This is a genomic window from Serratia sp. 2723 (assembly GCF_050434425.1).
In the GTDB taxonomy this organism is placed as follows: Bacteria; Pseudomonadota; Gammaproteobacteria; order Enterobacterales; family Enterobacteriaceae; genus Chania.
In genome coordinates, this window is record NZ_JBNDIN010000013.1 from 32,789 (window position 1) to 54,751 (window position 21,963).

Annotated in this window: 19 protein-coding genes; 12 read left to right on the plus strand and 7 right to left on the minus strand. The window is 53.9% G+C overall.

Annotated elements, in window-relative coordinates; translation table 11 throughout:
* A complete protein-coding gene (locus tag ABIE29_RS18150) occupies nucleotides 1-1,080 on the plus strand; it encodes a hypothetical protein (RefSeq protein ID WP_429620040.1) in 1,080 nt (359 codons plus the stop codon).
* Nucleotides 1,077-2,072, plus strand: a complete 996-nt coding sequence (locus tag ABIE29_RS18155; RefSeq protein ID WP_429620041.1) for a Rieske 2Fe-2S domain-containing protein — start codon at nucleotides 1,077-1,079, stop codon at nucleotides 2,070-2,072. The genes ABIE29_RS18150 and ABIE29_RS18155 overlap by 4 nt, the downstream gene beginning before the upstream one ends.
* A 33-nt stretch (nucleotides 2,073-2,105) precedes the next feature.
* Here the strand turns inward: ABIE29_RS18155 and ABIE29_RS18160 are convergent, their stop codons facing one another.
* The 6 genes from ABIE29_RS18160 to ABIE29_RS18185 are packed head-to-tail and all read right to left on the minus strand — an operon-like array spanning nucleotide 2,106 to nucleotide 11,241.
* On the minus strand, nucleotides 2,106-3,518 hold the full coding sequence (locus tag ABIE29_RS18160; protein WP_429620042.1) for an alginate export family protein: 1,413 nt from the start codon (nucleotides 3,516-3,518) through the stop codon (nucleotides 2,106-2,108).
* A gap of 4 nt (nucleotides 3,519-3,522) precedes the next feature.
* A complete protein-coding gene (locus ABIE29_RS18165) occupies nucleotides 3,523-5,820 on the minus strand; it encodes a phosphotransferase (protein WP_429620043.1) in 2,298 nt (765 codons plus the stop codon).
* A gap of 28 nt (nucleotides 5,821-5,848) precedes the next feature.
* Nucleotides 5,849-7,654 (minus strand): ABC transporter ATP-binding protein, encoded by a 1,806-nt coding sequence (locus ABIE29_RS18170; protein WP_429620044.1) that lies wholly within the window; start codon nucleotides 7,652-7,654, stop codon nucleotides 5,849-5,851.
* The gene (locus ABIE29_RS18175) at nucleotides 7,651-8,796 is read right to left on the minus strand and encodes a glycosyltransferase family 4 protein (protein ID WP_429620045.1); all 1,146 of its coding nucleotides are present in this window, start codon (nucleotides 8,794-8,796) and stop codon (nucleotides 7,651-7,653) included. Before ABIE29_RS18175 ends, ABIE29_RS18170 begins: the two co-directional genes overlap by 4 nt.
* A complete protein-coding gene (locus ABIE29_RS18180; RefSeq protein ID WP_429620046.1) occupies nucleotides 8,793-10,040 on the minus strand; it encodes a glycosyltransferase family 4 protein in 1,248 nt (415 codons plus the stop codon). Before ABIE29_RS18180 ends, ABIE29_RS18175 begins: the two co-directional genes overlap by 4 nt.
* Nucleotides 10,030-11,241, minus strand: coding sequence for a glycosyltransferase family protein (locus tag ABIE29_RS18185; protein ID WP_429620047.1), 1,212 nt, complete (start codon nucleotides 11,239-11,241; stop codon nucleotides 10,030-10,032). Before ABIE29_RS18185 ends, ABIE29_RS18180 begins: the two co-directional genes overlap by 11 nt.
* 598 nt (nucleotides 11,242-11,839) lie before the next feature.
* On the opposite strand from ABIE29_RS18185, the gene pstS reads away from it, so the two are divergent.
* The 9 genes from pstS to ABIE29_RS18230 all read left to right on the plus strand — a co-directional run bounded on the left by pstS (nucleotide 11,840) and on the right by ABIE29_RS18230 (nucleotide 19,677).
* Nucleotides 11,840-12,880 (plus strand): phosphate ABC transporter substrate-binding protein PstS, encoded by a 1,041-nt coding sequence (gene pstS / locus ABIE29_RS18190; RefSeq protein ID WP_429620048.1) that lies wholly within the window; start codon nucleotides 11,840-11,842, stop codon nucleotides 12,878-12,880.
* Between the two features lie 90 nt (nucleotides 12,881-12,970).
* A complete protein-coding gene (gene pstC / locus ABIE29_RS18195; RefSeq protein WP_024527373.1) occupies nucleotides 12,971-13,927 on the plus strand; it encodes a phosphate ABC transporter permease PstC in 957 nt (318 codons plus the stop codon).
* 1 nt (nucleotide 13,928) lies between these two features.
* Complete coding sequence (pstA, locus tag ABIE29_RS18200) at nucleotides 13,929-14,819, plus strand: phosphate ABC transporter permease PstA (RefSeq protein WP_024484695.1); 891 nt, start codon at nucleotides 13,929-13,931, stop codon at nucleotides 14,817-14,819.
* Between the two features lie 47 nt (nucleotides 14,820-14,866).
* Nucleotides 14,867-15,643, plus strand: a complete 777-nt coding sequence (pstB, locus tag ABIE29_RS18205; protein ID WP_429620049.1) for a phosphate ABC transporter ATP-binding protein PstB — start codon at nucleotides 14,867-14,869, stop codon at nucleotides 15,641-15,643.
* Between the two features lie 12 nt (nucleotides 15,644-15,655).
* Complete coding sequence (gene phoU / locus ABIE29_RS18210) at nucleotides 15,656-16,387, plus strand: phosphate signaling complex protein PhoU (protein ID WP_429620050.1); 732 nt, start codon at nucleotides 15,656-15,658, stop codon at nucleotides 16,385-16,387.
* Between the two features lie 167 nt (nucleotides 16,388-16,554).
* Entirely contained in the window at nucleotides 16,555-17,385 is an 831-nt protein-coding gene (locus ABIE29_RS18215; protein ID WP_429620051.1) for an ABC transporter substrate-binding protein, read from the plus strand.
* Nucleotides 17,386-17,453: 68 nt separating this feature from the next.
* Nucleotides 17,454-18,179, plus strand: a complete 726-nt coding sequence (locus ABIE29_RS18220) for an amino acid ABC transporter permease (protein ID WP_429620052.1) — start codon at nucleotides 17,454-17,456, stop codon at nucleotides 18,177-18,179.
* A 1-nt stretch (nucleotide 18,180) separates the two neighbouring features.
* The gene (locus ABIE29_RS18225) at nucleotides 18,181-18,921 is read left to right on the plus strand and encodes an amino acid ABC transporter permease (RefSeq protein WP_429620053.1); all 741 of its coding nucleotides are present in this window, start codon (nucleotides 18,181-18,183) and stop codon (nucleotides 18,919-18,921) included.
* A 195-nt stretch (nucleotides 18,922-19,116) separates the two neighbouring features.
* Nucleotides 19,117-19,677 carry a YagU family protein gene (locus ABIE29_RS18230; protein WP_429620054.1) on the plus strand — a complete coding sequence of 187 codons (561 nt, stop codon included), beginning with the start codon at nucleotides 19,117-19,119 and terminating at the stop codon, nucleotides 19,675-19,677.
* Nucleotides 19,678-19,725: 48 nt separating this feature from the next.
* Here the strand turns inward: ABIE29_RS18230 and yieH are convergent, their stop codons facing one another.
* Nucleotides 19,726-20,391 carry a 6-phosphogluconate phosphatase gene (gene yieH, locus ABIE29_RS18235; protein ID WP_429620055.1) on the minus strand — a complete coding sequence of 222 codons (666 nt, stop codon included), beginning with the start codon at nucleotides 20,389-20,391 and terminating at the stop codon, nucleotides 19,726-19,728.
* Between the two features lie 212 nt (nucleotides 20,392-20,603).
* Here yieH and ABIE29_RS18240 point away from each other — a divergent pair, with 212 nt between their 5' ends.
* Nucleotides 20,604-21,941 carry an NCS2 family permease gene (locus ABIE29_RS18240; protein ID WP_429620056.1) on the plus strand — a complete coding sequence of 446 codons (1,338 nt, stop codon included), beginning with the start codon at nucleotides 20,604-20,606 and terminating at the stop codon, nucleotides 21,939-21,941.
* Nucleotides 21,942-21,963 lie beyond the last annotated feature (22 nt).

The following is a 21,963-nucleotide window of genomic DNA, read 5'->3' on the forward strand; positions in this document are numbered from 1 at the left end:
ATGGAGCAGGTTAATCAGTGGCAGCGCCAGCAACTGACTCTGTTGCAACAGCCAGGCATGATCGCCAATCTCCAGACGTCGATGACCGAATATCAACAGGATGGTTTCTGGATACCGGCGACGGTCAATGATTACGTGCCCGGTAACTGCTACGTGGTTTCCCCGCTGGCGCTGATCGTCGATTACGCGCAGGATGAAATTATCAAAATCGATAACGGCGTGTTGCGGGCACTGTGCAACGGGTTGACGCTGTTGCTGAAATCGCCCTTATTGCTGGCGCACGTCGATCGGCTCCAGGTGCTGAATAATCAGTGCCTTTCCACCAATATGACCAGCAGCCACTGGCAGTCCCTGGATACCGATGCGTTGCGGCAACAGGCATTGCGGCGTCATCCCCAGCATGCTTTGATGATCCGTTCGCTCAATGGGCAGCAGACCCCCGAGCTGTTGGCGCGACTCTCCCGGCAAGGTTGGTTGCCTATTGTCAGCCGTCAGGTTTATTGCCTGGACGATCCTTTACGCTGGTGGGGTAAAATCAACGCGCGCCGGGATGACAAATTGCTGCATCAGATGGGATGGGAGTTCAAACGGCTGTCTGCCGACGAGCCCGAGCAAATGCATTGTGCCGAAAACCTCTATAACCAGCTCTACCTGGAAAAATATAGCCGCCAGAATGTACAGTTCACCGCCGGTTATTTATCTCAGGCCTCACAGCTTGGTGTGTTGCAACTGCACGGATTGTTCTACCAGCAACAAATGGTGGGAGTGTTGGGAATGGTTCAGTTGGAACAGACGGTAACGGTGCCGATCGTCGGCTACAGGACGGAATTACCCGCATCATTGGCGCTATATCGTCGCCTGATCGCTTTTGCGTTGCGCTACACCATGGATCGTAAGCTGTTTCTCAATTTGAGTTCCGGTGCACCGGATTTTAAGCGGTTGCGTGGTTGCCAACCGGTGATTGAATACAGCATGGTTTATGTCCGGCACCTCAACGGTTATCAGCGTGGCGTCTGGGCGGTGATTTCCTGGCTTTCCCGCAAGGTCTATCAGCCATTACTGAGGCGCTATAAGTTATGAGCCGTACTTTCCCTTACCCGCATTTACAGCGCTACTGGTATCCGGTGCTATCGCAAAAGCAGCTGGGCCAGCGGCCTCACGCTTTCCAACTGCTGGATCGTCAGTTGGTTCTGGTACGGCTGGCTGGGAAGGTTTGCTGTTTTCTCGATAGTTGCCCTCATCGCCTGGTCCCCCTCTCTTTGGGCCATGTGGAACAGGGGCGTTTACAGTGCTGCTACCACGGTTGGCAATTTGATGACCAGGGCGAATTGCGACATACGCCGGGCAGTCAGCAACCAGCCTGCCGTGCCCGGCTACAGCGTTTTGCGGTGCAGGAGTTTCAAGGGTTAATCTGGGTCAGATTGCAAGATGATGAGGGAAGTGCCCCGCTGGTTGCGATGCCTGAAATTGACGGGATGTCGTATCGGCAGGAATACCGTCAGGTTGACTGCGGTGTGTTCCATACGGCTGAAAATTTTCTCGATCCTTGCCATACCCCCTATATCCACCGCAAGCTGTTGCGCCAATCGGGGAAACAGGCCATGACCGTGACTCAGCATGTTGATATCGAAGAGGTAGTCACCGATTACGCCTTGCATCAACGGCAAAATGGCTGGATTAACCGATTATTCGATCGCGGAATCGATCGTAACCTGGCCCGCTTCAGGCTGCCTGGCATGATCGAGTTGGATTATTATCAGCAGCAGCGGCTGGTGTTTAAAACCTTGCTGTATTTAATCCCGCATCAGGCTGAGCGTACCGGTATGTGGGTTCGGATCTATCTTCCTCGTTCGCGCGTGATGCCAGACGGTTTGCGTTTTGCCCTGTTACGGCCATTTTTGAATCTGCTGTTTCGTCAGGATGGCCAGATCCTGGCTATCCAGCAGCAGGCTCGGCAACGTTATGGCGAGCGGTATCTGTTCTCGCCGACGGATATGGTGGCCAAGCCACTATGGCAACTGCTGCATGGAAAGCAGCCGCAGGCGGGTCCGGCTCGTGATATCGAGCTTTAAATGGGCGAAAGGTAGCGAATCCAGCCCCTTGTTTCAGAAGCGGATTTCGGCTTCCAGCCCAATAGAGTAGGCTTTATCACTGCGAGGGCTGTGGGGGTTGCTGGCAGAGGCAAAGCGTCTGGATGGCGAGAACATCCCGACGATAGCCTCAACCTTGGTGTTATCCGTTGGCTTCCACCCTAAAACCATATCGATACCGGAACCCAAGTAGCGGGTATTCTGGCGATCGTATTTGCTGGATAACGCTGTCTGGTTGTTGGCAAAATCGCTTAGTCGGGCCTGGTGATAGCGGTGGTAAACGATATCCAGGGTCGCCTGGTGAGAGAGGTTCATTCCCAGGCTGGCGGTGAAGATATGGAGATTTGTCAGGTCGGGATTTAGTGTTTCACCGTATATCTTGAATTTGCTACTGCCGCCCAAGGTGGCTTCATTAGAGTGCCAACCTGTTTGCCGATAATCTTGGCTACCGAAGGCATAGCCCAGCGTCACTCGTGGTTTTCGCGCCCGATCTTCAAATCGATAGGTTCCCCCCAGATCGACCGCATAACCTCGTTTATCGCTATCTGATTGATGTTTTTCAGACATACCCAGTTCAAACCAGTGCTGGAGCCCTTGCTTGGCCGGGTGATGGGAGCGCAGGCCGATATTGAACTGCCGATCGTGATTATCGCCATGGTATTGGGTGACGGTATAAGCCCCTATTTGCCACTTATCCGCTATTTTTTTACGTAATATCAGGCTACCGATATTTACCGGCTCGGTACTGCGGGTTGAGCGATCGAGCAAATCCTTCTGCCAGTAGTTTACCCTGCCACCCAGAGCCTCCAGGTGCCAGTCACCCAACTTGATTTGTGCCACCATCCCATCCAGATTTTCATCAAACAGCCACTCGCGTTCATCACGGTACAGCCAACGCCCCAGACGAAGGTGGGTATGCGGAATGATATCGGTCAAACCCACGTAAGCCTGATTCAGTTCCAGCTTGGTCTGCCTTTCCGGCTGCGCCGCTGATTTTCGTTTGGTTTTGTGTTGCCATTCTATTTCCGCACGGCCATAAATCGGGTGATGTTCCATCAACCCCACATTCATCCGCAGCGACGGCTCCTGGGCCAGTTCGTTTTCTCTTTTATCGTCGCGTCTTAATTTCTTGTTGCGCAGAGTAAACAGCTCCATCTTGGCCCGGAGATTGACACTGATCACCTTCACGGGTTTGGGGCCTCGGTTCGGTCGTTTGGTGTCGTTATGGGTATCAACGATATCAATATGATCGTTGTTATCCAGTTGGAGAAGCTCTGGAATGTCCTGTTCTATGATGGCTGCCAGCAGAGCGCTTTTTTCCCGATCTTGAGAGAAACGGTTTGGCACTTCATCTGCCAGGGAAAAAAGCGGGGTGAATAACAACCCCAGCCCCATCGCGTGGGTAAAACGTTCGCATCGCATCAACATATCCCTATTCCTGTTTTAATTCCTTAGCCAGGGCTTGCTCACACAGCGCGATCAACGTCGCTGTGGTGTGGTGCCGTTCGGTAAACTGAGTGCTTAAAAAAATATGCCGGGCCAACGCCAGAGTGGTAAACGCCATGACGGACAGAGGATCCACCTCCGGTGAATCAGTGAGGAAGGCGGTAGTAAACGCCTGTTCATGGCTATCTAACGCATGAATATCGCCATACTGGCGTAATGCCAGTTCACGCACATGGGCCAGATAGTTGCCAGCATCCAGGGCCGGGGCACTGGTGCAGCACAAATCAAAATCCAGCAGGGTCAGTCGTAGAGGCTGTTGGTTATCGATCATGACCTGATCGGGGTAAAAATCGCGGTGGACGCAGGACGTTTTTTCCCTGTTCAACGGCAGGCTTAGATGTTCACAGGCACGTAGCAGGCGAGCAAGGCGGGCTTGCCAATGGGGATATAACGCAGCCACTTTGTGCAACCCTTTGCGCAATACCGCCAATTCGTCGGCGATACGCCACGTTTTTGCTGCTACGGCAAGTTGTAGCCCTTGATGCTGGTGTAATGCGGCCAATGCCTTGCCAACCAGTGTTCCCAACTCGGCTAACCGTGGCTCGCTGGGGATGAGCCGCTCGGTTAAAGTTACGGCATCGACCTTACGTTGTAGCCAGATATTCCACTCTGGCAGCAGGGCTAGTGGCTCGGGGACGGTGAAGGGAGCGGTGTCATCCCAACCCTGTCGCCAAAGGCATTTTTGATAGTCAAAGGCGGCACTGTTCACTCCCTTTTTACTATATTTCCCCAATACCTCATGCTGTTGGCGATGGTCTGGCTCGGCGAACTGATAGTGGATAATGGCGCGTCGGCCGGGCTTATGCCGTACGATCCTGCAAGCCTGTAGCTGGCTTTGTGGGGGCAGGTTCAATGCCGCTATCAGCGGTTGTGCCATGACCGATGGGGTACTGAGTTGCACCAGCAACTTTTCTGGTGGTAAGCAGGCCGTTGAGGTGGCTTGGGCCAGCAGTTGTTGTACGCGATCGAGTAATGCTTCGATCTGCTCGGGCCAATCCGCAGCCCGTACGCGAAAAGGTTCGGTTGCCAGGCACATTAGTGCCCAGGCCGCGTACCAGGCTAAAGCCTGCTTCTCCACCGGGCTGGTACGGGCAGCCGAGTAACCGGACAAAAAAGCGCGCATCACGGTATCAACCGATGGATATTGCAGGGTTTTATCAATGGCCTGGAGTTCCAGACGTGCCTGGAACGAGGCTAAATCCCTCAGGGGGACGCCGTAAGTACAGCGATCCCAATCGATAATGTGCAGTGCGCCACCGTCGGCGGGTTTCACCACCTGATCGGCGGAAAAATCACCGTGGATCAGTACCGGTTCGATTCGGCAAACCGCCAGGTATTGAGCGATTTGGGTGGCTAATTCACGATAGCGTTCGGCACCCGACGGGTGGATAACGGTAAGGATATTCAGCACGCGCCATAACGCCTGGATGTTCTCATTGCTGCCTGGTCCCTGGGGAAGTGAAAACGGCGCGTTGTGGACCTGAGCCAAAGCGCTACCGGCTGCCTCCATGGCGCTCAGAGAAAGCGTTCCGCTATGCTCTGGCCCCAGGCTCTCGCCCGCTATCCAACGCGTTGTCAGCATCCGCTGATTGCCGAGGCTGCCAAGCAGTGAGATATGGCCTAAAGCCGCGCCTACCGCCGTTCCCTGTAGCATTCGCCCATACTCTTTGGCACTGGCGCAGCGCAGTACGGCTATAGGTTCATTCTGGCAAGAAAGTTGGATGATGCTACGACGCTGGGGTTTATAGCGTAGAAAACACCAGTCGATATGCCCTGCCTCGCTGAAGGAAGGTAATAGCTGGTGTAATAACGCCTGGCGCGTCTCGTCATGTTTGAGTAAATGCAGAAAGCGCAGGCTGCGATCGTGCAACGGATGTTGCAGCAGGATGGCACTCGAGTGCAAAGCCAGTGGGGCATCCGGATCGCCAGCGACGATCAGTGCCTGTCGTTTGGGATGTAACCAGGATTGAGTAAAACGCTCGGCGGTCAGCGCCTTGGCAAAATAGGTTTTGCGTTGCCGTGAGCCCAGCGTCACGGTCAGGCTTGTGGCACAGCTGTTGCCGGGTTTATAGCGTAAATAATCTAGCGTTACGGATTGTGCATCTCGCAAGGTGGGCAGACACCGTAGCGCCTGGAGCAGGGCATCATTATCCAGCAGTAACGCCAAACCGGGTAGTAGGGGATCCTGAGCGATGATACGAAGGTCGGCTGCATGTGATGTCATAAGGGGTTACTTTGCCTCCTGGCTTGGTTCAGACTGTCCGTTGTAACTGCCACAGTTCCCAATAACGACCCTGCTCGGCCAACAGTTCGTCATGTGTGCCTTGCTCAACGATCGTTCCCTGGTCCAGAAACAGGATGCGATCGGCCCTGGCGGCGAAAGACAGGTTGTGCGTGATGATCAGGCTGGTACGGCCATGCATCAGTCGTGACAGGGCCTCTATGACGGCGTTTTCATTTTTGCTGTCCAGCCCGGTACCTGGTTCATCCAGTATCAGGATGGAATTTTGTCTGATGGCCGCCCGGGCGATGGCAATACGCTGGCGTTGCCCACCAGACAGTGAGCTTCCCCTTTCGCTGAGGACGGTGTCATACCCCTGTGGCAGTGTCATGATAAAATCATGGGCATTCGCCAGGCGCGCGGCCGCTATCGTCTGCTCCTCCGTGACCTCACTATGGGCTGCCAGATTGATATTCTCGCGAACCGTGACGCCAAACAGCAGGTTATCTTGCGGAACATAGCTTATCCGCTGGCGGATACTGCCGAGGGTATAATCGCGAATATCCCGGCCACCGATCTCGATGCGCCCGCAATCAGGATCGTACAGGCGCAGCAATAGGCCGATCAGGGTGGACTTACCCGCGCCAGAAGGTCCGGTTACCGCAACGCTTTGACCCGAGGGGATATAAAAGTTGGCTCCTTGCAACGTCTGTTTGCGCTCCGCCGCTGCTGTTGATTGATAGCTGAAATGGACGTTGTTAAAACGGATATCCCCTGGCGTGGCGGCCAATTCTCTCGCATTGGGGCGTTCGACGATCGCTGGCTGGTGGTGCAGCAGCTCGACAATACGCTCACCTGCCGTTATCGCTTTTGATAAGCGCCCGGTGTACTTGGCGTATTCTCTAACCGGGCGGAAGGTATTTTTCAGATAGGAGAGGAAGATCAGCAGATCGCCCGGCGACATGCGGCCAGCCATGACCTCCATGGCACCGTTTAACAACACTAATCCGGTCGTGAACGCGATCAGAATATCTACCCGGCGTTCCAATCCGGCAGACAGGCGTTTGGTTTGCACGTTCTGTTGCAGGCTTTGTGCATCGTCGCCGCGAAAGCTTTTCATTGTCGCCGACTCCAGCGACAGGGCTTGCACTGTCGCGATGCCCCCGAGGTATTCGGCAGCCTTGGCGGCCAAAGCCCCTTCCCGTTTACGCTGCCCACGGCTGACGTGGCTGATTTTCTGGCTGGCGCTGCGGGTCATCCACACCAGTAATAGCAGAGGCAGCAGAGCGATCAGCGTCAGCTGCCAGTCGAGGAACAGCATAATGCCGAACATGCCTAGCAGGATCACGATGCTTGATAACAGAGGCATGAGTGCGGTAACGGTCACCTCGCGCAGCATGGCGATGTCGTTGATCAGGCGCATCGTCAAATCGCCAGTTCTGGCCTGGTGGTGAAACTTGAGGGGAAGGCGTAACAGATGGGCAAACAGATCCAGGCGGATCTCGCTGAGCACCCGGCTACCTGCCAACGCCAGGCCAATGGTACTGAAATAGCCGATGGCGGCCTTGAGGATGGCAATCACGAAGACGCCGCCTGCGCATAACCACAGCCCGGTCTGGATGCTCAAGTCACCATTAGTGGCCAGCTTGCCGGACACCGGTTTGTCAGAGACTTCCGCCAGAATGAGATCGATGGCAAACGCCAACGGCCACGGTTCCAGTAAACGTATGCCGGATGCCAGCAACAGCGCCAGGAAGGCACTTTGGATCAACCTTCGCTGTTTGCGGATATAGGGAAGGAAGTGATGTAACATCTTCGCTTGATTGTGGTTATTCATTTCAGGCCCGCCAAACGCCAGATTTGTGCGGTGATGTTCTGCCAACTCTGGCTTTGTTCTACCTGTTGCCGCCCGGCCTCCCCCAGCCGCTGGCAGAGCGGAACATCGTCCAACAGGCGCTCAATGGCGATGCACAGTGCCAGGGCATCATCCGGCCTGACCAGCAGCCCGGTTTTTCCTTCTGACACTACCTCAGGCAGATGTCCGACCCGGGTGGTGATCACCGGTAACCTGGCGGCCATATACTCATAGATTTTCAGCGGTGAAAAATAGAACCCGGCCAACTGCGGATAGGGGGCGACGGCAATGTCCATCGCTGCCAGTAACCTTGGCACGCTGGCATGATTGACGGCACCGGAGAAGTAGCAGAAAGAAAGTAACCCATATTGCGTCAATTGGGCGCGAAGCTGCGGATATTCGGGGCCATCACCGACGATACAAAGCCGGACAGGGCGGTCGCGCTGGTGCAGGAGATGAAAGGCGTCAACCAGGGTCTGAACCCCGTGCCAAGGCTTCAATGAACCCACAAAACCAATCACTGCCGGATTATTCCGTACCGTTTTACGCGCTGAGTACCTTGCTGGATCGACGCCATTGGCCACCACATGAACCTTATTCCCAGACTCAGGGAAGTTCTCCAGCCAGGTTTTCACCCCAGGGGATACGGCGATGATCGTGGCGGCGTTCGTGAGCACCTGGCGTAATGTCTGCCCGGCCTCCTGCTCCAGGGGGAGTTGCCGATATTTACGCTGTTCTTCGATCAGTGGCGCATTCACTTCCAGAATACCGGTGATGCCTGATTTACGGGCAAAGGTCATACCCGCATGGCTCCACAACGAATAACGCTCATAGACCACATCATAAGGCCCGGTGAGTGCCAATTGTTCGCTCACCCAGCTATTGGCGCCCAGAGCCTGCCGTGCACGTTCCTCCTCCTGGGTATTCGGTGACACGGACGGCAATGGCTTAATGTTGATCTCTTTAAACTCAGCGGGCACCGGCCCGCCAAAGCGTTGGGCAAACAGCGTAATGGCCATACCCTGAGCCAGCAAGGCACGCAGGACTTCCTGAATATGTATCGATGCGCCCTTGTGGCCAAATACTGGAATGCCGGGATCGGCACAGAGATAAGCGACTTTCACGATTGGCCCCCTTGGGTAGCAGGTATTGGTTGAGCGTTGGCTCGAAAGATGGCGCGTAGCTGAGTAGTGTTTTTGTCGATGTCATAGTGCTGCTCAATACGCTCTCTGGCCCGTAGCGATAAAACAAGACCGGTGGGAGGGTCATTGAGCAGTCGTAACATGGCTTTGGCAAGGGCATGCGGATCCTGAGGAGCGACGCAAAGCCCGGTTTCACCGTTAGTGACCAATTCGGGGATCCCCGCGACCTGCGTTGAGATGACAGGGGTTCCCAGCGCCATGGCTTCCAGCAAGATGGTGGGTAAACCATCCCGGTCACCTTCTTCACTCACGATACAGGGGGCTACTACCATCGCGGCATTTTGCATGGCGTAAATGATACTGGGCTGGGGTAACGGGCCTGCCAGGGTGACTCGGTGTGCTATTCCTGCTGTTTGAATCTGTGCCGCCAACGCCTCTTGTAACGGGCCATAACCCACGATCGTTGCGCGAAACTCAACGTCGCATGAATGTAGCAGGCTCAGTGCTTCAATCAGGATGCCGAAACCTTTCTTGGCGACCAGGCGGCCAACCGCCAAAATATGGCGGGTTTGGTTTGCGGGTGCCAGATAAGGAAATTTAGCCAGTTCGATGCCGTTATAAACTCTGATTGCCTTATCGGCATCTCGGCCATAATGCTGTCTAAGGTAGGCCAGGTTGTAATCGGAAACGGTAATAGCCTGAGTGCTATCGCGCAGCTTGCGGGCCATATCCGTGGTTTCCTCATACGGGTAATAAATATCTTTGGCATGGGCGGTAAAGGTATAGCTGACCCCGCTTAGCCTGGCCGCCAACCGTGCGACCGTGGTGGCGCGCGTGGCGAAATGGGCATGCAGGCACTGGATACCCTGTGCACGTACCGCCATGGCTAGCATGATGGCCTGGGCAAACTCGTGAACGTTGTGATGCTGCGCCAGGAACAGGTTGTTGGCAAAATCGGGCAGTTGCTGATGAGCCTGTTGCAATAGTGCCCAAAAGCTTTCGCAATTGCGCTGCTTGTCGTTGAGCCGTGTAACGGGTGCCCGCACTTCGGCAATATCGTGCTGGAAGTGGGGTTCGTCCACTGGGCCAAGAGCAAAAATAGCTATTTTTGCTCCGGCACGTTCATGCGCCAGGATCTCGTTAACCACGAAGGTTTCGGAAAAACGGGGGTAACGTTTGACTACGTAACCCACATTAAGCGGCGGTGTCTGTGGGTCAGATATCATTGAGCGTCTCCTGTCTGGTTTTTGCTACGGTGTTGCTGGATTGGAACAGCGCTTTAACTTTGTGGGTAAATATCCCCAGCCCATTAAAATTCAAAACATGACGTGGGTTTTGCGGCGTGCCTTGTTCCGCCAGCCAGTGGTTGAGGAATGGCAGATTCAAGCAGTCAGGATGTATGCAAGACACCAGTTGCATCTCTGCCAGCCGACTTGCGCGTAACCATTGCTCCTGGCGAGGGGTGACGCGTGGGACGATCAAGGCACGCTTGTGGAAGGATAAAATTTCCGTGACGGTGTTATAGCCCCCCATGGTCACCAGGCATTCCGCCTGACGCAATAACTCCAAAGGTTCGGCAACAAATCTGACTACCAGCAGGTCATGACGCTTGGCGGCGATTTCTTGTAGCTCTCCCCTTTGCTCGGCGGGCATCATCGAGCCGGTAATCAACACTCCCATCATGCCGGAGGGAAAGGCGGCTTTGGCAAAAGTGGTGGCCAGCTCAAAGCCATCCTGGCCTCCGCCCACCAGGCAAAGCGCGTAGGGTTGCCGGATGCCGGGCACGATAGCCTGTGGTTTGGCCAGCTGGCGTGGGCGTCGGGTGGCATCCAGGTAACCAAGAAAAGAAATTTTCTGGCAGATATCACCCTCAAAGTGATAAGCCTGGGCTAAATTATAAAATGATTTGTCGCCATATATCCAAATAGAGGAAAAGTAATTACGAATAGTCTCAATATTATTTAATTTATCCCATTGCCGTTGTACGGTCGCAGGATCGTCAACAATATCACGTAAGCCTAGTACCAGGTGAGTCCCATTCTTTACCAGTGTCGGTAATACGCTGTCTAATTCAGACATCGCGCCTCTGGGAACGTTATCGACAATAAAAACATCAGGTTTGAATGTTTTCATTGCCGCCTGGATAATGTCGGCTCGCAGAGATACCAGACGCTGGATATCTCTGCCCAGTGAACGGGGGTGATACTCGCCTTCAGCGGTTTTAAAATAGGTGGGCAAGGTGATGATATCTGCCCCTTTGGGTAAGTGAAAACTCCCAGATTCATGGACTCCGCTGATTAATAGCACCTCTGTTTCCGGTATGGTGATCAGCAACTCACTGGCCAGTAAAAGATTTCTGCGGATGTGCCCTAACCCCATAGTATCATGGGAATAAAAGGCTATTTTTGGTACCTGATATTCACTCATTCAGCACTCCCTACTGTAAATCCCTTTATTCCTGAATAGGAATTGTCTCTTTTTTCAATAAATGATTATTGTTGTGAGCGAAAAATTACATTAATAATGTTTGGTGCGATGATTTTTACAATCTAACCTACCGTTACGCCCATCTGCAATTATTTTATTTTTGTTGAGCTTTGGTTTATTGACTTTTTCGGCGTTATTATTTGGTTGCTGTCAGGCTTTTTATTGTGGGACTATACTGATTATTGGTAAGCGTTAGGTTTTTGGTGGTAATGATTCAATGGTGTTATTCTTAAATTTCATTAGCGTCATTTAAGTCAAAAGAAATAGCAATATGGTTGTTTTTTTAGGGGTTGTCTGGTTTATTTTAGAAACGATTGCAGCGTTTTCTGATAATCGGTGATTATCCTATAGGGATAAGCGAATTCTTCTTTATTTATAGGTACGATCCTCTTGTGGTTGTGTGAACGCCTGTCATAAAAATGTCATATTTCGTACATTTTACTGTCACCAAACTGTCCTATTTTCCCTCCTGCAGCAATACTTACTCTGATGAAAACGACTCAAAGTCGATTTTTGAAATATCCCATTAGGAGGGATTATGAAACTGATGCGTACCACCGTCGCCAGTATTGTGGCAGCGACTTTCTCTTTGGCCTCTGTGTCCGCCTTCGCTGCTGCTAGCCTGACCGGTGCAGGTGCGACATTCCCCGCTCCGGTGTATGCCAAGTGGGCAGATTCTTATCAGAAAGAAACCGGTAACAAGGTTAACTATCAGGGGATTGGTTCCTCTGGTGGTGTGAAGCAAATCATCGCCAACACCGTTGACTTTGGTGCTTCTGATGCCCCGCTGTCCGATGAGAAACTGGCTGCGGACGGCCTGTTCCAGTTCCCTACCGTGATCGGTGGCGTGGTACTGGCGGTGAATATTCCGGGTATCAAATCCGGTGAGCTGACTCTGGATGGTCAAACCCTGGGGGATATCTACCTGGGCAACATCAAAAAATGGAATGACCCGGCAATCGTTAAACTGAACCCGGGCGTCAAGCTGCCGGATCAGGCTATCGCCGTGGTGCGTCGTGCTGATGGTTCCGGAACTTCTTTCGTCTTCACCAGCTATCTGGCCAAGGCAAACGCGCAGTGGAAAGAGAAAATTGGTGCAGGCTCAACCGTAAACTGGCCAACCGGCCTGGGTGGCAAGGGCAATGACGGCATCGCCGCGTTCGTTCAGCGTCTGCCTGGCTCTATCGGCTATGTTGAATACGCTTACGCCAAGCAGAACAACCTGGCCTACACTAAATTAGTGTCTGCCGATGGCAAAGCCGTTAGCCCAACCGAAGAGAGCTTCAGCGCGGCAGCCAAAGGCGTGGATTGGAGCAAAACCTTCGCGCAGGACCTGACCAACCAGAAAGGCGACAACGTCTGGCCAATCACCTCCACCACCTTCATCCTGGTGCACAAAGAGCAGAAGAAGCCTGAGCAGGGCGCAGAAGTGCTGAAGTTCTTTGACTGGGCTTACAAGACCGGTGCCAAGCAGGCCGGCGAACTGGATTACGCCGCTTTGCCTGCCGAAGTGGTGGAACAAATCCGTGCTGCCTGGAAGACCAACATCAAAGACAGCTCCGGTAAGGCCTTATTCTAACAACACAGGGGGTGCGGAAGACCGCGCCTCAACCTGACTGTCGGGGCCTGGCGTGCCGGGCCCTCCAAGCTTTAAACAGAAGAGTAATCTATGGCTGAGTACAAGCCGACCATTAAGGCACCGGGTAAAAACGGTGACATCATTTTCAGCGCGCTGGTCAGACTGGCGGCGCTGATTACCCTATTGTTGCTGGGTGGCATCATCGTTTCGCTGATTATCGCCTCCTGGCCAAGCATGCAGAAGTTCGGTTTTGCCTTCCTGTGGACCAAAGAGTGGGATGCGCCAGCCGAGCAGTTTGGTGCGCTGGTGCCGATCTACGGCACGGTCGTCACCTCGGTGATTGCGCTGATTATCGCCGTGCCGGTCAGTTTTGGTATTGCCCTGTTCCTGACCGAGTTGGCTCCTAACTGGCTCAAGCGCCCGTTGGGGATTGCGATAGAACTGTTAGCGGCGATCCCAAGCATCGTTTACGGCATGTGGGGCCTGTTCGTGTTTGCCCCGCTGTTCGCCAAATATTTCCAGACCCCGGTGGGGGAAGTGTTGTCCGGTATCCCGATCGTAGGCGAGCTGTTCTCCGGCCCGGCATTTGGTATCGGTATTCTGGCTGCCGGGGTGATCCTGGCCATTATGATTATTCCTTACATTGCGGCGGTAATGCGCGATGTGTTCGAACAGACCCCGGTGATGATGAAAGAGTCGGCCTATGGCATCGGCTGTACCACTTGGGAAGTGATCTGGCGCATTGTGCTGCCGTTCACCAAAAACGGCGTGATCGGCGGTGTGATGCTTGGCCTGGGACGCGCGCTGGGGGAAACCATGGCGGTGACCTTTATTATCGGTAACACCTACCAGCTCGACAGTTTCTCGCTGTATATGCCGGGCAACAGCATCACCTCGGCGTTGGCCAACGAATTCGCCGAAGCGGAATCCGGGCTACATACCTCTGCGTTGATGCAGCTTGGGCTGATCCTGTTTGTGATCACCTTTATCGTCCTGGCGCTGTCGAAGTTGATGGTGATGCGCCTGGCCAAGCGTGAGGGTCGCTAACATGGCAACGATGGATATGCAAAACCCGGTAGCACTGGCGGAAAGCCGCCGTAAAATGCAGGCCTGGCGTCGGCAGAAAAACCGTTTGGCGCTGTTCCTGTCGATGGCGACGATGGTCTTTGGCCTGTTCTGGCTGGTGTGGATCCTGTTCTCGACCATCACCAAGGGCATCGACGGCATGTCGCTGGCGTTGTTTACCGAAATGACGCCGCCACCGAATACCGCGGGTGGGGGGCTGGCTAACGCCATTGCCGGTAGCGGCTTGTTGATCCTGTGGGCAACCATCTTCGGCACTCCGTTGGGCATCATGGCGGGGATCTACCTGGCGGAATATGGCCGTAAATCCTGGCTGGCGGAAGTGATCCGCTTTATCAACGATATTCTGTTATCCGCGCCATCGATCGTCGTGGGCCTGTTCGTTTACACCGTGGTGGTGGCGAAGATGGAACACTTCTCCGGTTGGGCAGGGATTATTGCGTTGGCCCTGTTGCAGATCCCGATCGTGATCCGCACCACCGAGAACATGCTCAAGCTGGTTCCCGACACGCTACGTGAAGCGGCCTATGCGTTGGGGACACCGAAATGGCGCATGATTTCCGCCATTACGCTGAAGGCGTCGGTCTCCGGCATCATCACCGGCGTACTGCTGGCTATTGCGCGTATTGCCGGGGAAACCGCCCCGTTGCTGTTTACCTCGCTGTCGAATCAGTTCTGGAGTACCGACCTGATGCAGCCGATCGCCAACCTGCCGGTCACCATTTTCAAGTTTGCCATGAGTCCGTTTGCCGAGTGGCAACAACTGGCCTGGGCAGGGGTGCTGTTGATCACCCTGTGCGTACTGTTACTGAATATCCTGGCGCGTGTGATTTTCGCCAAGAAAAAGCATTCATAAAAATTTAGGTGCCGCTCAGGCGACACCGTGAAAAGAGAGAAGTCTTGATGAGTAGGGTTGACTCCACTTCCAGCAGCAAAATTCAGGTACGCGATCTGAACTTTTACTACGGCAAATTCCATGCGCTGAAAAACATCACGCTGGATATCGCCAAGAACAAGGTGACCGCGTTTATTGGCCCGTCTGGTTGCGGCAAATCGACGCTGCTGCGGACCTTCAACAAGATGTACCAGCTCTACCCCGAGCAGCGTGCCGAAGGCGATATCCTGCTGGATGGGCAAAACATCCTGACGGATAACCAGGATATCGCGCTGCTGCGTGCCAAGGTGGGCATGGTGTTCCAAAAGCCAACGCCGTTCCCGATGTCGATTTATGACAACATCGCCTTTGGCGTGCGCCTGTTCGAGAAGTTGTCCCGTGCGGATATGGACGAGCGTGTCCAATGGGCGCTGACCAAGGCGGCACTGTGGAACGAGACCAAGGACAAGCTGCACCAGAGCGGTTACAGCCTGTCCGGCGGCCAGCAGCAACGCCTGTGCATTGCGCGCGGCATTGCCATTCGCCCGGAAGTGCTGTTGCTGGATGAACCTTGTTCGGCGCTGGATCCGATTTCCACCGGCAAGATTGAAGAGCTGATCAGCGAGCTGAAGTCTGACTATACCGTGGTGATTGTGACCCACAACATGCAGCAGGCGGCGCGTTGTTCCGACTCCACCGCATTTATGTATCTGGGTGAGTTGATTGAGTTCAGCGATACTGACACTCTGTTTACTGCGCCACAGAAGAAGCAGACCGAAGACTACATTACTGGCCGTTATGGTTGATTAGGATGCATCATGGATAACCTGAATTTAAACAAACACATTTCCGGCCAGTTCAACGCTGAACTCGAGCACATCCGCACCCAGGTGCTGACCATGGGCGGGCTGGTAGAGCAACAGTTGACCGATGCCATTACCGCGATGCATAACCAGGACGGTGAACTGGCCAAGCGGGTGATCGAGGGCGATGCCAAGGTCAATATGATGGAAGTGGCAATCGATGAGGCTTGCGTGCGCATCATTGCCAAACGCCAGCCAACCGCCAGCGACCTGCGTCTGGTGATGGCGATCATCAAGACCATTTCCGAGCTGGAACGTATCGGTGACGTGGCAGACAAGATCTGTCGTACCGCACTGGAGAAATTCTCGCACCAGCATCAGCCATTGCTGGTCAGTTTGGAGTCTCTGGGCCGCCACACCGTGCAGATGCTGCACGACGTGCTGGATGCCTTTGCGCGTATGGATCTGGATGAAGCGATCCGGATTTACCGCGAAGACAAGAAGGTCGATCAGGAGTATGAAGGCATCGTGCGTCAACTGATGACCTACATGATGGAAGATACGCGCACCATTCCGAGCGTGCTGACGGCGCTGTTCTGTGCCCGCTCTATCGAGCGTATCGGCGACCGCTGCCAGAATATTTGCGAATTTATCTTCTACTTCGTCAAAGGCCAGGATTTCCGCCATATCGGTGGCGATGCGCTGGACGAACTGTTGTCAGACGGTAAAGACGAGAAAAAAGCGTAATTCCACCAGTGGGTTATCTCAAAAGGCGCTGAAAACGGCGCCTTGATGCCATTTAAAAACCGTAAAGTTAAAAAGGTTATAACTATAGCGTTTAATATTATTTCCTGACCTAAGCGAGGCTTGCTAGCTTATCAGCCAGCGGGACATCAATCACTTGGGAGCCTTTCATGAAACAGCGCGTCTTAGCCTTATCTCTGTTAGCCAGCCTTGCCACCGGTGTGGCACATGCCGATAAACTCGATGATATTCAAAAAGCGGGCGTGGTGCGTATTGCGGTATTCGATAGCAACCCACCGTTTGGTTATGTCGATCCGCAAAGCAAAAAGCTGGTGGGTTATGACGTGGACGTCGCCGAAGCTATCGGTAAGGCGCTGGGCGTCAAGGTTGAACTGCGCGCCACCAACCCGGCTAACCGTATTCCTCTGCTGGTGTCCAAAAAGGTTGATCTGATCGCGGCCAACTTCACCATCACCGACGAGCGTGCCAAAGAGGTGAATTTCAGCGTGCCATATTTTGCTACCGGCCAGAAATTCATTGCTCATAAGGGGGTGCTGAAAACCCCGGAAGACATCAAAAAACTGCGCATCGGTGCAGATAAAGGCACCGTGCAGGAAATCACCCTGCGTGAGCATTACCCAACGGCCAAAGTGATCTCTTACGACGATACCCCATTGGCGTTCGTCGCCCTGCGTAACGGCAACGTACAGGCGATCACCCAGGACGATGCCAAGCTGGTTGGTCTGTTGGGAAACCTGCCGGCCGCGCAAAAAGCCGACTTTGAAATCTCTCCGTTCAGCATCACCAAAGAATATCAGGGCGTAGGCGTGCCAAAAGGCGAAGATCGTCTAACGGCAACCATCAACGACACCTTGATCAAGCTGGAACAAGACGGCGATGCGGTGAAGATTTACGATCGCTGGTTCGGCCCGGAAACCAAAACCGCCCAACCGCGTGGCGATTTCAAGATCGGCCCGTTGGATCAGCAACCTAAAGCCTAATCTCCCTTCTCCCTCTCCCCGGTTTGGTACAGTTGCGGAGGGGGTTGGGGTGAGGGGAAGTACCTCGTATGAATCTGCAACAATTCTCAGACTGGCTGTTGGCGCCGCAGTATCTGAGCTGGCTATGGAATGGCTTCTTGATGACGTTATGGCTGTCGGCCTGTGCTGGACTGGCGGCAACGTTGTTGGGTTTTGGTCTGGCGGCGATGCGGGACAGCAACCTGCGGCCCTTAAGCTGGCTGGCGGTGGCCTACAGCGCACTATTTCGCAATACTCCTCTGCTGGTGCAACTGTTCTTCTGGTATTTTGCCGCCGGGCAAATCTTGCCCTCCTTTGTCATGCAATGGCTGAATACCCCCCATCAGTTAGGCTTCCTCGACTGGCCCTCTTTTGAATTCCTGGCGGGCTTCTTCGGCCTGACGCTCTATTCCACCGCGTTTATTGCCGAAGAGATACGCTCCGGCATCCGTGGCGTCGCCAGCGGGCAAAAACACGCGGCTAACGCGCTAGGGCTGACCGGCTGGCAATCGATGCGCTATGTGGTGTTGCCACAGGCGCTGAAAATCGCTTTCCCGCCGCTGCTGGGGCAGTACATGAACGTGATTAAGAACTCATCGCTGACCATGGCGATCGGCCTGGCCGAGCTGTCTTACGCTTCGCGCCAGGTGGAAACCGAAACCCTGAGGACCTTCCAGGCGTTTGGTGTGGCAACGGTGTTGTATATCGCCATTATTGCTCTGTTGGAAGGTTGGGGCATGTGGCGTCAGCAGCGCAAACCGCTGGGGGGACACTAAGATGGACTTTACCGTTATTGAGGAAAACCTGGGCTACCTGCTGTGGGGCACCTTCCCGGACGGGCCTTTGGGCGGAGCTGCGTTGACGTTGGCGATCAGCCTGATGGCCGGGCTGGCTTCGGCAATTCTGGGCACGCTGCTGGGCGTTGCGCTGGCGATGTCGCGTGGGGGGCTGGCCGGATTGTTGGCGATGGTGCTCGGGTTCTTCCGCGCCATCCCGGTGATCATGCTGATTTTCTGGACTTACTTCCTGCTGCCAATCGTGTTTGGCGTCGATATCCCGGAAATTACCACCGTGGTGTGCGCGCTGGCGCTGATCGCCTCGGCCTATCTGGCCCATGCGGTGAAAGCGGGGATTGTGGCTATCAGTGCCGGGCAGTGGCAGGCGGGGCTATCGCTCGGTTTAAACCGCTGGCAGGTGCTGCGGATGATCGTTTTGCCACAGGCGCTACGCATGATGGTACCTTCGTTTATCAACCAGTGGATCTCGCTGATTAAAGACACTTCTCTGGCGTACATCGTCGGCGTGGGGGAATTGACCTTTCTGGCCACGCAGGTAAATAACCGCAGCATGGTTTACCCGATGGAGGTGTTCCTGTTTGTGGCGCTGGTCTATTTTATTTTCTGCCTGACGCTGGACGTGCTGGCGAATGGGCTGAATAAACGCCTTGGCCCGCAGACCAAAGCGGTAAAACGCAGCTGGCGTTGGTGGCGTAATCGGCCGCCGCTACCGGCTAGTTAATCAGGCTGCGCCCCTATTTATACCCCGGATAATTAGCATGACCGGGGTGCTTGAGGTAATTTAAGGATTATTAAGCTTTCCATGTTACATTTATTTTATGATTATGATCAATGAATTGCATTTTTCTCATGCAGCTCTGATTATTTAGAGTATAAACAATAGTGAATTATATATTTCCATTGGATGGTTATCATTATGAAAATTAGTGCGTTATTTATAAAAACGGATCCAAGTCGGCGGCGGTATGGCGTTGCCTTGTTTGTTGGCATTATTGGTGGGATCCTCTCTGCTTTTGTCAAGTGGGGGGCTGAGGTTCCGCTACCGCCAAGAACCATCAGCGATGGTCGGGCTGAATTTAACCCGCCCTATCTGTTTTTAAAAGATTATCTTGGGATAGATCCAACCAGTACGGTATATACCTTTTCTGAGCACATTATTAACCCGGTTATGGTTACGCACGTCATATTTTCGTTGGTCTTTGCTATTGGTTACTGCTTGGTTGCCGAGATTTTTCCAAAGATCAAACTGTGGCAGGGGGCGTTGGCGGGCATCATTGCCACCGTTGCCGTGCATGGCATTAGCTTCCCCCTGCTTGGTTTGACACCCCCGCTTTCAATGCTGCCATTTGATGAGTACCTTTCTGAAATTTTGGGGCATATATTTTGGTTTTGGGTGATTGAGATAGTACGCCGGGACTTACGTAACAGAATTACCCACGAGCCTGATGCCGAAGTTCCGCTGGGATCCTATCGTTAATCGATAAAGTTTAGCGGGGTGTTTTACCCCGCTGAATATCAACGTGGTTTAACGGGTAAGCTGCCAGCCCCGCTGTTGCCACAGCGCAGGCAACTGCGCCAGATCGTCAAACGTCGTCACCAGCGGATGATCGATCGGTTGATTATGAGGATCGGCGCAGAAGTAGAACACCGGGATGCCAGCGGCGATCCCAGCCTGGGCGCCGGCAGCAGAATCATCCACCAAAATACAGCGTTCTACGGGTACCTGCATCTGTTGAGCTGCATGGAATACGATGGCCGGATCGGGTTTCCAGCGTTGAATATCGTAGCCGCTGAACAACCGGTCATCAAAATAGGACAACATGTCGGTCAGTCCCAGCGAATGCTGCATTTTGCTCACCGGGCCGTTAGAAACGGTGCACATAGGGGCATTCATCTGCGCCAACAGCTCGCGCGCACCGGCAATCGGCTGGAGCTCGGCGTCAAACAGGCGGGCCACTTCCTGACGATAAACCGGTTCCAGCTCGCTGGCGGGTAAATTTACCCCGTACTCGGCGTTAACTCGCTCAATGATCTCGTAGAGTTTTATCCCTTTGTAATTTTTAAACACCTCTTCCAGCGCCAGCTCGATGCCATAGTGGGCAAACATATGCACATAGGCCTTGCTGCACAGCACTTCGCTGTCTACCAACGTGCCATCGCAATCAAATAAAACACATTCAACCTGATTCATTGGGGTAAGCGCCCTCGGTTAAGTCATGACTGCTGTTACTTTAACCGGATCGCCGGGGATTGTCCCTCTTTGGCGATCAATCTCAATAAATACAACTTGTTGGCCGTTTTAGCCGTAAAGATGGCGAAAAAAACCTGTGAGCGAGGTCAAAAGCCGGACTTTTTGTTATAGGATAGCCAGCGACAGTCCTAATCCCTCTTCGGAATTCTATAATGAGCAAACAAGACCTCAGCCTTGATGCCAATCAGGGTTTGCTTGAGCGCGTGTTTAAACTCAAGCAGCATGGCACCACGGTACGTACGGAAACGATTGCCGGCCTCACCACCTTTTTAACCATGGTGTATATCGTGTTCGTTAACCCGCAGATCCTGGGTGCGGCGGGCATGGACACTCAGGCGGTGTTTGTCACCACCTGCCTGGTTGCCGCTTTAGGCAGTATCCTGATGGGCTTGCTGGCTAACCTGCCGGTGGCGCTGGCTCCGGCGATGGGCCTCAACGCGTTCTTCGCGTTTGTGGTGGTCGGCGCGATAGGGATTTCATGGCAGGTCGGCATGGGCGCTATTTTCTGGGGCGCAATCGGTTTCCTGTTGCTGACCATTTTCCGTATTCGCTACTGGATGATTGCCAATATCCCGCTCAGCCTGCGCGTGGGCATCACCAGCGGTATCGGCCTGTTTATCGCCATGATGGGGCTGAAAAACGCCGGTATCGTGGTCGCCAACCCGGATACGCTGGTGGCGGTAGGTAATCTGACCTCTCATAGCGTGCTGTTGGGAGCCTTGGGTTTCTTTATTATCGCGGTGCTGGCTTCGCGTAATATCCATGCTGCGGTACTGGTTTCCATCGTGGTAACCACGCTGATCGGCTGGGCGCTGGGCGACGTGAAGTATGGCGGCGTATTTTCCCTACCGCCGGACGTCACCTCTGTGGTTGGCCAGGTGGATATCGCCGGGGCGCTGAATATCGGCCTGGCGGGCGTGATCTTCTCCTTTATGCTGGTCAACCTGTTTGACTCCTCGGGTACGCTGATCGGTGTGACCGATAAGGCTGGCCTGACGGATGAAAACGGCAAGTTCCCGCGTATGAAGCAGGCGCTGTACGTGGACAGCATCACCTCGGTTGCCGGTGCTTTTGCGGGTACCTCTTCGGTCACCGCCTATATCGAAAGCTCCTCTGGGGTGGCCGTTGGTGGGCGTACTGGCCTGACCGCCGTGGTGGTGGGCATTCTGTTCCTGCTGGTGATTTTCCTGTCACCGCTGGCGGGAATGGTGCCAACCTATGCGGCTGCGGGCGCGCTGATTTATGTGGGGGTGCTGATGACCTCCAGCCTGGCGCGGGTGAAGTGGGAAGATATGACTGAAGCGGTTCCGGCCTTTGTGACCGCCGCCATGATGCCTTTCAGCTTCTCGATCACCGAAGGGATTGCTCTGGGCTTTATCTCTTACTGCATCATGAAGCTGGGCACTGGCCGCTGGCGTGAAATTAGCCCCTGTGTGATCGTGGTAGCGCTGCTGTTCGTGCTGAAAATAGCGTTCGTTGACGGGCATTAATTGTCAGTAAAAAGTGGGTCTG

Coding starts and splice junctions, on each gene's coding strand:
- ABIE29_RS18215 (WP_429620051.1), top strand. CDS start 16,555: ATGAAACAGCGCGTCTTAGCCTTATCTCTGTTAGCCAGCCTTGCCACC.
- ABIE29_RS18230 (WP_429620054.1), top strand. CDS start 19,117: ATGAAAATTAGTGCGTTATTTATAAAAACGGATCCAAGTCGGCGGCGG.
- ABIE29_RS18225 (WP_429620053.1), top strand. CDS start 18,181: ATGGACTTTACCGTTATTGAGGAAAACCTGGGCTACCTGCTGTGGGGC.
- ABIE29_RS18240 (WP_429620056.1), top strand. CDS start 20,604: ATGAGCAAACAAGACCTCAGCCTTGATGCCAATCAGGGTTTGCTTGAG.
- ABIE29_RS18165 (WP_429620043.1), bottom strand. CDS start 5,820: ATGACATCACATGCAGCCGACCTTCGTATCATCGCTCAGGATCCCCTA.
- pstA (WP_024484695.1), top strand. CDS start 13,929: ATGGCAACGATGGATATGCAAAACCCGGTAGCACTGGCGGAAAGCCGC.
- ABIE29_RS18185 (WP_429620047.1), bottom strand. CDS start 11,241: ATGAGTGAATATCAGGTACCAAAAATAGCCTTTTATTCCCATGATACT.
- yieH (WP_429620055.1), bottom strand. CDS start 20,391: ATGAATCAGGTTGAATGTGTTTTATTTGATTGCGATGGCACGTTGGTA.
- phoU (WP_429620050.1), top strand. CDS start 15,656: ATGGATAACCTGAATTTAAACAAACACATTTCCGGCCAGTTCAACGCT.
- ABIE29_RS18170 (WP_429620044.1), bottom strand. CDS start 7,654: ATGAATAACCACAATCAAGCGAAGATGTTACATCACTTCCTTCCCTAT.
- pstB (WP_429620049.1), top strand. CDS start 14,867: ATGAGTAGGGTTGACTCCACTTCCAGCAGCAAAATTCAGGTACGCGAT.
- pstC (WP_024527373.1), top strand. CDS start 12,971: ATGGCTGAGTACAAGCCGACCATTAAGGCACCGGGTAAAAACGGTGAC.
- ABIE29_RS18180 (WP_429620046.1), bottom strand. CDS start 10,040: ATGATATCTGACCCACAGACACCGCCGCTTAATGTGGGTTACGTAGTC.
- ABIE29_RS18160 (WP_429620042.1), bottom strand. CDS start 3,518: ATGTTGATGCGATGCGAACGTTTTACCCACGCGATGGGGCTGGGGTTG.
- pstS (WP_429620048.1), top strand. CDS start 11,840: ATGAAACTGATGCGTACCACCGTCGCCAGTATTGTGGCAGCGACTTTC.
- ABIE29_RS18155 (WP_429620041.1), top strand. CDS start 1,077: ATGAGCCGTACTTTCCCTTACCCGCATTTACAGCGCTACTGGTATCCG.
- ABIE29_RS18150 (WP_429620040.1), top strand. CDS start 1: ATGGAGCAGGTTAATCAGTGGCAGCGCCAGCAACTGACTCTGTTGCAA.
- ABIE29_RS18220 (WP_429620052.1), top strand. CDS start 17,454: ATGAATCTGCAACAATTCTCAGACTGGCTGTTGGCGCCGCAGTATCTG.